Annotated in this window: 1 protein-coding gene; it reads right to left on the reverse strand. The window is 38.3% G+C overall.

Annotated features, from left to right (window positions below; all coding sequences use genetic code 11):
* The coding region (locus AC1VNY_RS42785; protein ID WP_482409720.1) for a glycosyltransferase family protein at positions 1 to 410 on the reverse strand (410 nt) is incomplete at both ends.

Genomic DNA, 410 nt, shown 5'->3' on the forward strand with positions numbered 1-410 from the left:
AACACTATCTTTGAGATTTTTATCTTTATACTTCGCATTTGCCAAAAAATGTACATAATTTTTTGGCGTATTTAAATTCGGCTGACCATAATCTGCCCAATACAGCCCATTATGAACATACGCTTGCCCACCACTTCTCTGGGCGTGTAATTTTCCCAAAAAAATGGTATTTTTAGGAAAGCTGGCAGGTGTGATTTGTTGATTGTGTGTGGTGCAGACAAAAGGTGTCGTAATCTCACCACGATATAAAAAATGAAAATGAATGATGTCCGCCCAACCTTCTACCTGTTTTTCAAGGCTGATATTAGGATTAAACACCAAAGCATCAGGGTGCTTATTGTCATGCTTGGTTAAAAATTTAACTTCATGCCCCAAGGCAGTTTGCCCTTGATACAATGCCCATAATACTC

The organism is Bradyrhizobium ferriligni (genome assembly GCF_056837965.1).